7 protein-coding genes are annotated in these 6,971 nt (G+C 74.3%); 6 read left to right on the forward strand and 1 reads right to left on the reverse strand.

The window, feature by feature from the left end; translation table 11 throughout:
• Positions 1-266: 266 nt before the first annotated feature.
• Positions 267-1,010 carry a class I SAM-dependent methyltransferase gene (locus E1283_RS28625; RefSeq protein ID WP_132821069.1) on the reverse strand — a complete coding sequence of 248 codons (744 nt, stop codon included), beginning with the start codon at positions 1,008-1,010 and terminating at the stop codon, positions 267-269.
• Positions 1,011-1,098: 88 nt separating this feature from the next.
• Between E1283_RS28625 and E1283_RS28630 the strand changes: the two genes are divergently transcribed.
• The 6 genes from E1283_RS28630 to E1283_RS28655 all read left to right on the forward strand — a co-directional run.
• On the forward strand, positions 1,099-1,494 hold the full coding sequence (locus tag E1283_RS28630) for a hypothetical protein (RefSeq protein ID WP_132821070.1): 396 nt from the start codon (positions 1,099-1,101) through the stop codon (positions 1,492-1,494).
• A 39-nt stretch (positions 1,495-1,533) separates the two neighbouring features.
• Positions 1,534-2,136, forward strand: a complete 603-nt coding sequence (locus tag E1283_RS28635; protein WP_132821071.1) for a helix-turn-helix domain-containing protein — start codon at positions 1,534-1,536, stop codon at positions 2,134-2,136.
• A 100-nt stretch (positions 2,137-2,236) separates the two neighbouring features.
• Positions 2,237-3,091, forward strand: coding sequence for a class I SAM-dependent methyltransferase (locus E1283_RS28640; RefSeq protein ID WP_132821072.1), 855 nt, complete (start codon positions 2,237-2,239; stop codon positions 3,089-3,091).
• Between the two features lie 87 nt (positions 3,092-3,178).
• A complete protein-coding gene (locus E1283_RS28645; RefSeq protein ID WP_425086248.1) occupies positions 3,179-3,340 on the forward strand; it encodes a hypothetical protein in 162 nt (53 codons plus the stop codon).
• 149 nt (positions 3,341-3,489) lie between these two features.
• Positions 3,490-5,280 (forward strand): thiamine pyrophosphate-requiring protein, encoded by a 1,791-nt coding sequence (locus E1283_RS28650; protein WP_207930564.1) that lies wholly within the window; start codon positions 3,490-3,492, stop codon positions 5,278-5,280.
• A 30-nt stretch (positions 5,281-5,310) separates the two neighbouring features.
• The coding region (locus E1283_RS28655; RefSeq protein ID WP_132821073.1) for an FAD-binding oxidoreductase at positions 5,311-6,971 on the forward strand (1,661 nt) is incomplete at its 3' end.

Raw genomic sequence — 6,971 nt, forward strand, 5'->3', positions numbered from 1 at the left:
CCCCCATCAGCCCCCTGCGGCCACCGCCGTAGACGAGGCCGATCCCCCGCCGCGCCAACTCCGCGCCCACGTCGGCGGCCAGTTCGGCGTACGCCGGGTCGCGTCCGTCCGACGAGGCGATGAAGACGGCGAGACGACGCACGAGAACCTCCGAAACGGCAACGGCGGACCCTCCGGTGTACCACAGCCACCGCGGCGCCGACCGCGGCGGTCGTCCTGCCGCGGATCGTCCTGCTCGCCGCCGTCGGAGTCCGGGCGAGCGCGGGTCAGGAGTCCGTCACCAGGAGGCGGTAGCCGACGTCGAGGGAGTCGCGTGCGAGCAGGTCGGCGTGACGGTGGTGCCAACGGCCGGTCTCGAGGTCGGCGGTGAGCGCTGCCAGGCCGGGAGCGATGGCGTCCTCCCCGGTCTGGGCGAACAGGGAGATCCCGGCGCGCACCCGTGGGTCGAGGTAGGCGTGGGGGCGGCGCCAGTAGGCCGCGCCGAACCCGTCCGCGCAGTCGTGCGGGACGTGGACGGGCTCCTGGCGGGCCCCGCCGAGCAGAGCGGCCAGCCGGTCGGTGGGGATGGCGCGGGTGTCGTCGAAGGCGGCGGCCTGGGGGAGGTAGTCGCGCACGAGCCAGAACCGCTCGCGGAAGATCCGCTGGTCCCAGGTCAGGACGACGACGCGGCGGCGCGCGACCCGGCGGAGTTCGGCGATGCCGGCCGCGAGGTCGGTCCAGTGATGGACGGTCAGCAGTGCCATGACGGCGTCGGCGGCGTCGTCACCCAGCGGAAGCCGCTCGGCGACCGCGCGCACGGCGGGCGCGGACCGGGGTGGGCGCTGGGCGAGCATGACCTGGCTGGGCTCGACGGCGAGAACCGTCCGCGGCGGCTCGTAGGAACCGGTGCCCGCGCCCACGTTGACCACACTCGCGGCGTCGCCGAGCGCGGCGTGGATCTGTGCGGCGATCCGGGAATCCGGCCGCCGGGTCCGGCCGTACGTCGCGCCGAGCGTGTCGTAGATGGCCATGCCTCCAGTATGCGAAGCGACCGCCGTGTCGGAGCCCCCTGTGCACGAGGGGACCGGCAACCGACCACACCACCAGGAGGATTCCCTGATGAGCGACTCCCCGACCGACCGTGTGCTGGCCGACGTCGCCCACGTCCGCCGGCGCCAGGACCTCAGGTGGGGCGAACAGAACCACCCCGCCCTCGCCCCCTGCGCCGACGGCACCACGACGCGCACCGGGTACGAGGCCAGCGCCGACCGCTGGAAGGAGATCAACGACGCGCGCGCCCGGGCGTCGGACACCATCGACCGATGCCCGGCGGGGGCGTCGCCGCACCCGCACACGGCGTGGGACGGAATCCTGCTTGAGGAGGTCTACGAGGCGCTGGCCGAGGAGGACCCGGCGGCCGTCCGTGCCGAGTTGGTCCAGGTGGCCGCCGTGGCCGTGGCATGGATCGAGGCCATCGACCGGCGCACCGCGAGGGCGGAGGACGGTGCCCGGTGAGCACGCCCCGCCGGGCGCGGCGCGCATACCATGATGCGCATGGCGCAAGGCGACGGTGAGCTGGACAGCCTGGTACGTGGGCGGATTCGCGCGCTGCGGGTGGCGCAGGGGTGGTCGCTCGACGAGTTGGCCGGCCGCGCCAACCTCAGCCCGTCCACGCTCAGTCGCATCGAGACGGGCCGGCGGCGGCTGGCCCTCGACCAGCTGACCGCCCTGGCCCGCGCGCTGGACACGTCCCTCGACCAGTTGGTCGAGACGGACACGGACGACGTCGTCTCCAGTCCGTCGATCGACGCGGCCCACGCGCTGATGCGCTGGTCGATCAGGGCCGAGCCGGGGATGACCGTGGTGCGGCAGCGGATGACCGACCCGCCGCCGGACGGTCCGGCGCGGCTGCGGGCGCATCCGGGCCGTGAGTGGCTCGTCGTGCTGTCCGGCACCGCGATCCTGCTGCTGGGCAACCGCCGCCTCCGGGTCGAGACCCACCAGGCCGCCGAGTTCCCGACCATGCTGCCGCACGCCATCGGCGCCGACGGGGGGCCCTGCGAGATCCTGGGCATCTTCGACCGCGACGCGCGCCGCGGCCACCAGCGCGGCGAGGGCGGTGTGGGAGGCATCCGAACGGCCCGCCCACCCGGGTGACCGCGGGCCGCTTGCGGTTTCGGCAGCGGATCGGGGCATCGTCTTGCGCATCGCGAAACCGGACCGGCGGGCGCCGGGCGGCCCGCCTAGCGTGGCGCGCATGACCCACTCCACGCCGCACCAGGCGGCCCACGGCACGCACCCCCACGCGCACGACGCCGACCAGGCGGACATCCTCGACCTGGACGCGGAGGTGCTGGCCGAGCACCTCGCCGCCGTCGTCCGGTGGCTGCCCGTCGGGGACGCCCCGCGCCGGATCGTCGACCTGGGCTGCGGCACCGGCGCCGGCACCTTCGCCCTCCTCGGGCGCTTCCCCGAGGCGCACGTCACCGCCGTCGACTCCTCGGCCGCCCACCTGGACCGGCTGCGGGCGAAGGCCGACGCCCTGGGCGTGAAGGACCGGGTGCGGGCCGTCCGGGCGGACCTCGACGCGGAGTGGCCGGACCTCGGCACCGCCGACCTCGGGTGGGCGTCCGCCGCCATGCACCACATGGCCGACCCGGCACGCGCCCTGCGCCTGGTCCACGACACGCTCACGCCCGGCGGCCTGTTCGCCGTGGTCGAGCTGGCCGGCTTCCCCCGCTTCCTGCCCGAGGACGCCCCGGCGGACGCCCCCGGCCTCGAGGAGCGCTGCCACGCCGTCGGCGACCGTCACCACGCCGCCCGGCTGCCGCACCGCGGCGCCGACTGGGGGCCCGTGCTCGCCGCCGCCGGGTTCACCGTCGAGGACGAACGCACACTGGCCGTCGCCGTCGAGGGCGGCCGCTCCCCCGCCGTGCGCCGCTACGCCGTGGAGAGTCTGCGGCGCCTGCGCGGCTCGGTGGCCGACGCGCTCGCCCCCGGCGACCTCGCCGCACTCGACCGGCTGCTCGACCCCGAAGCGCCGCACGGCGTCCAGCGCCGCGGCGACCTCACGATGCGCACCGAGCGCACCGTCTGGGCCGCCCGCCGCTGACCCGCGCGCCGCGGGTGCCGGCGCCGCCGTTTCGCGGCTTTCGCGCCGAGTACGCGGGGTCGGCCGGCGAGACGGAAGGAGTGGGTCATGCCCACGGGAGCCAGCCCGAAGCGGGAGCGGCGCGCCCGGTCGGGCGAGTCGAGGACGGCGAGCCGGGTCTCGACGCGCGACCCCGAGTCCGCCTGCGAGCGCGGCGGTCAGCGCTCGCACCGCGGGGCGCGGGGGGCCGACGAAGGACCAAGGCGCTGACCGGAGGCCGCTGACCGGAACATCGGCCGGATCGACCGCGAGTCCCGCCGACCGGCGGGACTCGGCCAGGTGTGTTACCACGGAGAAAGGGCTTCCGATGCCCCCAGCTCACGTTTGATGCCGCAGGTGCAGATGAATGGAGCCGTCTCATGGGCATGAAGGTGGCGGACTACGTACTGGCCAGGCTGCGCGAGTGGGACGTGGAACACGTGTTCGCCTACGCCGGGGACGGCATCAACGGGCTGCTGGCCGCGTGGGGGCGGGCGGGCAACGAACCGCTGTTCATCCAGGCCAGGCACGAGGAGATGGCGGCGTTCGAGGCGGTCGGCTACGCCAAGTTCTCCGGGCGGGTCGGGGTCTGCGCCGCGACCTCCGGCCCCGGCGCCATTCATCTCCTCAACGGCCTGTACGACGCGAAGCTCGACCACGTGCCGGTGGTGGCGATCGTCGGGCAGACCAACCGGAGCGCGATGGGCGGCTCGTACCAGCAGGAGGTCGACCTGCTGTCGCTGTTCAAGGACGTGGCGTCCGACTACTGCGAGATGGTCACCGTCCCCGAGCAACTGCCCAACGTCATCGACCGCGCGTTCCGCACCGCCGAGGCGCGCCGGACCGTCACGGCCGTGATCATCCCGGCCGACGTGCAGGAGCTGGAGTACACCGCGCCGGGCCACGCGTTCAAGATGGTGCCGTCCAGCCTCGGCACCTCGCACAGCGCGCCCGTGCCGGCCCCGGCGGACGTCGAGCGCGCCGCCGCGCTGCTCAACGAGGGCGACAAGGTCGCGATCCTCGTCGGCCAGGGCGCGGCGGGCGCCCACGACGAGGTGATCGAGCTGGCCGACCGGCTCGGCGCCGGCGTGGCCAAGGCGCTGCTCGGCAAGGACGTGCTCTCGGACGAACTGCCGTACGTCACCGGCGCGATCGGGCTGCTCGGCACCCGGCCCTCCTACGAGCTGATGCGGGACTGCGACACGCTGCTCGCGATCGGCTCCAGCTTCCCCTACACGCAGTTCCTGCCCGGGTTCGGCCAGGCCAGGGGCGTGCAGATCGAGCTGGATCCGCACATGGCGGGCATGCGCTACCCGTTCGAGGTCAACCTCATCGGCGACGCGAGGGAGACGCTGCGCGCGCTGCTCCCCCACCTGCGCGAGAAGAAGCACGGCGCCTGGCGCCGCGACATCGAGCGGAACGTGGCCCGCTGGTGGCAGGTGATGGAGCGCCGCGCCAGCACCGAGGCCGACCCGATCAACCCGGAGCTGGTGGCGCACGTCCTCTCCCAGCTGCTCCCGGAGGACGCCATCCTCTCCGCCGACTCCGGGTCGTCCGCCAACTGGTACGCGCGGCACCTCAGGTTCCGCGGCCGGATGCGCGGCTCGCTGTCCGGGAACCTCGCCACGATGGGCCCCGGCGTGCCGTACGCGATCGGCGCGAAGTTCGCGCACCCCGACCGGCCGGCGATCGCCCTGGTCGGCGACGGCGCGATGCAGATGAACGGCCTCGCGGAGATGATCACGGCGGGCAAGTACTGGCGGGAGTGGCGCGACCCCCGGCTGGTGGTCGGGGTGCTCAACAACCAGGACCTCAACCAGGTCACCTGGGAGATGCGGGCGATGTCCGGCGCCCCGCAGTTCGAGCCCTCGCAGCGCATCCCCGACGTGCCCTACGCCGAGTTCGCCCGCTCGATCGGGCTGCACGGCGTCCGCGTGGAGAGCCCGGACGGCGTGCGGGACGCGTGGCGCGAGGCGCTGGCCGCCGACCGGCCGACCGTGCTGGAGTTCGTCACCGACCCGGCGATCCCGCCGATCCCGCCGCACGCCACCTGGGAGCAGGCCGAGTCCACGGCGACGGCCCTGCTGAAGGGCGACCCGGACCGCGCGGACGTGGTGAAGCGCGGCCTCGTGCAGAAGGTCCAGGAGTTCCTGCCGTTCGGCCGCGGCTGAACACGGCCAGGTGGGAGAGACGGTGATCCGATGAGCAGGCGTCTGGTGCGCGATCCGGAGCCCGAGGACTTCGCCGGCCTCGACATCCGCCGGCTGCGGGCGGAGTTGACCGCCCGGGTCGACGGCGAGGTCAGGTTCGACGCGGGCAGCCGGGGCGCCTACGCCACCGACGCCTCCAACTACCGGCAGGTGCCGATCGGCGTCGTCGTGCCGCACACGGTCACGGCCGCCGTCGAGGCCGTCGCCGTCTGCCGCGAGCAGGGCGCGCCCGTGCTCTCCCGGGGCGGTGGCACCAGCCTGGCCGGCCAGTGCACCAACGTGGCGGTGGTGATCGACTGGACGAAGTACTGCCACCGGCTGGTCTCGGTCGACCCCGCGGCCAGGACCTGCGTCGTGGAACCGGGCATCACCCTGGACGCACTGAACAGTCAACTGGCCGAGCACGGGCTGAAGTTCGGCCCCAGGCCGGCCACCCACAGCCACTGCGCGATCGGCGGCATGATCGGCAACAACTCGTGCGGCGCCTCCGCCCAGGCGTACGGGAAGACCGTCGACAACGTGCGGGCGCTCGACGTCCTCACCTACCGCGGCACCCGCATGTGGGTCGGGCCGACGGACGAGCGCCGCTACCAGGAGATCCTGGCCGCCGGCGGCGAGCCGGCCCGGCTGCACCGCGGCGCCCGCGAGCTCGTCGAGGAGTACGCCGACGACATCCGCGCCGGCTTCCCCCACGTCCCGCGCCGGGTCTCCGGCTACAACCTCGACTCCCTGCTGCCGGAGAACGGGTTCGACCTGGCCCGCGCGCTGGTCGGCAGCGAGAGCACGCTCGTCACCGTGCTGCGCGCGGAGCTCGACCTGGTGCCCGTCGAGGCGGCCGACGCGCTGCTCGTGCTCGGCTATCCCGACATCTGCGCCGCGGCCGACGACGTGCCGCGGCTGCTCGCGCACTGCGCGCCGCTGCAACTCGAGGCGATGGACGGCCGGATGGCGCAGCTGATGCGCGAGGAGCACGTCCACGCCGACTCCCTGGCGCTGCTGCCCGAGGGCGACGCCTGGCTGTTCGTGCAGTTGGGCGGCGAGAGCCGGGCGGACGCCGACGAGCGGGCCAGGCGGCTGCTGGCCGACCTCGGGCTCTCCGAGGCGGACCGGCGGGTGGCGCTCTCCGACGACCCGGCCAGGGAACAGGAGTTCCTCCAGGCCAGGGAGGCGGGGTTGGGCGTCGCGTCCCGGCCGCCGGACGGGCGGGAGACCTGGGAGGGTTGGGAGGACTCGGCCGTCGCCCCCGAGCGGCTCGGCGACTATCTCCGGGATCTCAAGCGGCTGTTCGCCGAGTTCGGCTACGACCACCCGTCGCTCTACGGGCACGTCGGCCAGGGCTGCATGCACACCCGCATCCCGTTCGCCCTCAGGGACGCCCAGGGGGTCGCCGAGTTCCGGCGGTTCCTGTTCCGCGCCGCCGACCTGGTCGTCTCCTACGGCGGCTCGCTCTCCGGCGAGCACGGCGACGGGCAGTCGCGCGGCGAGCTGCTGGTCCGGATGTTCGGCGAGCGGCTGGTCGGGGCGTTCGCCGAGTTCAAGACCCTGTTCGACCCCGACAACCGGATGAACCCCGGCAAGATCGTCTCCCCCGGGCCGGACCGCGAACCCCACCCGGTCGACGGCCAGTTGCGCCTCGGCCCGCTGTGGCGCCC

It is taken from the genome of Streptomyces hainanensis, from assembly GCF_004348415.1.
GTDB classification, from domain to species: domain Bacteria; phylum Actinomycetota; class Actinomycetes; order Streptomycetales; family Streptomycetaceae; genus Streptomyces; species Streptomyces hainanensis.

What these genes read in the sequence shown, in the direction of transcription:
- E1283_RS28625 (WP_132821069.1), bottom strand. Translation starts at nt 1,010, where the DNA reads ATGGCCATCTACGACACGCTCGGCGCGACGTACGGCCGGACCCGGCGG.
- E1283_RS28630 (WP_132821070.1), top strand. Translation starts at nt 1,099, where the DNA reads ATGAGCGACTCCCCGACCGACCGTGTGCTGGCCGACGTCGCCCACGTC.
- E1283_RS28635 (WP_132821071.1), top strand. Translation starts at nt 1,534, where the DNA reads ATGGCGCAAGGCGACGGTGAGCTGGACAGCCTGGTACGTGGGCGGATT.
- E1283_RS28640 (WP_132821072.1), top strand. Translation starts at nt 2,237, where the DNA reads ATGACCCACTCCACGCCGCACCAGGCGGCCCACGGCACGCACCCCCAC.
- E1283_RS28645 (WP_425086248.1), top strand. Translation starts at nt 3,179, where the DNA reads ATGCCCACGGGAGCCAGCCCGAAGCGGGAGCGGCGCGCCCGGTCGGGC.
- E1283_RS28650 (WP_207930564.1), top strand. Translation starts at nt 3,490, where the DNA reads ATGGGCATGAAGGTGGCGGACTACGTACTGGCCAGGCTGCGCGAGTGG.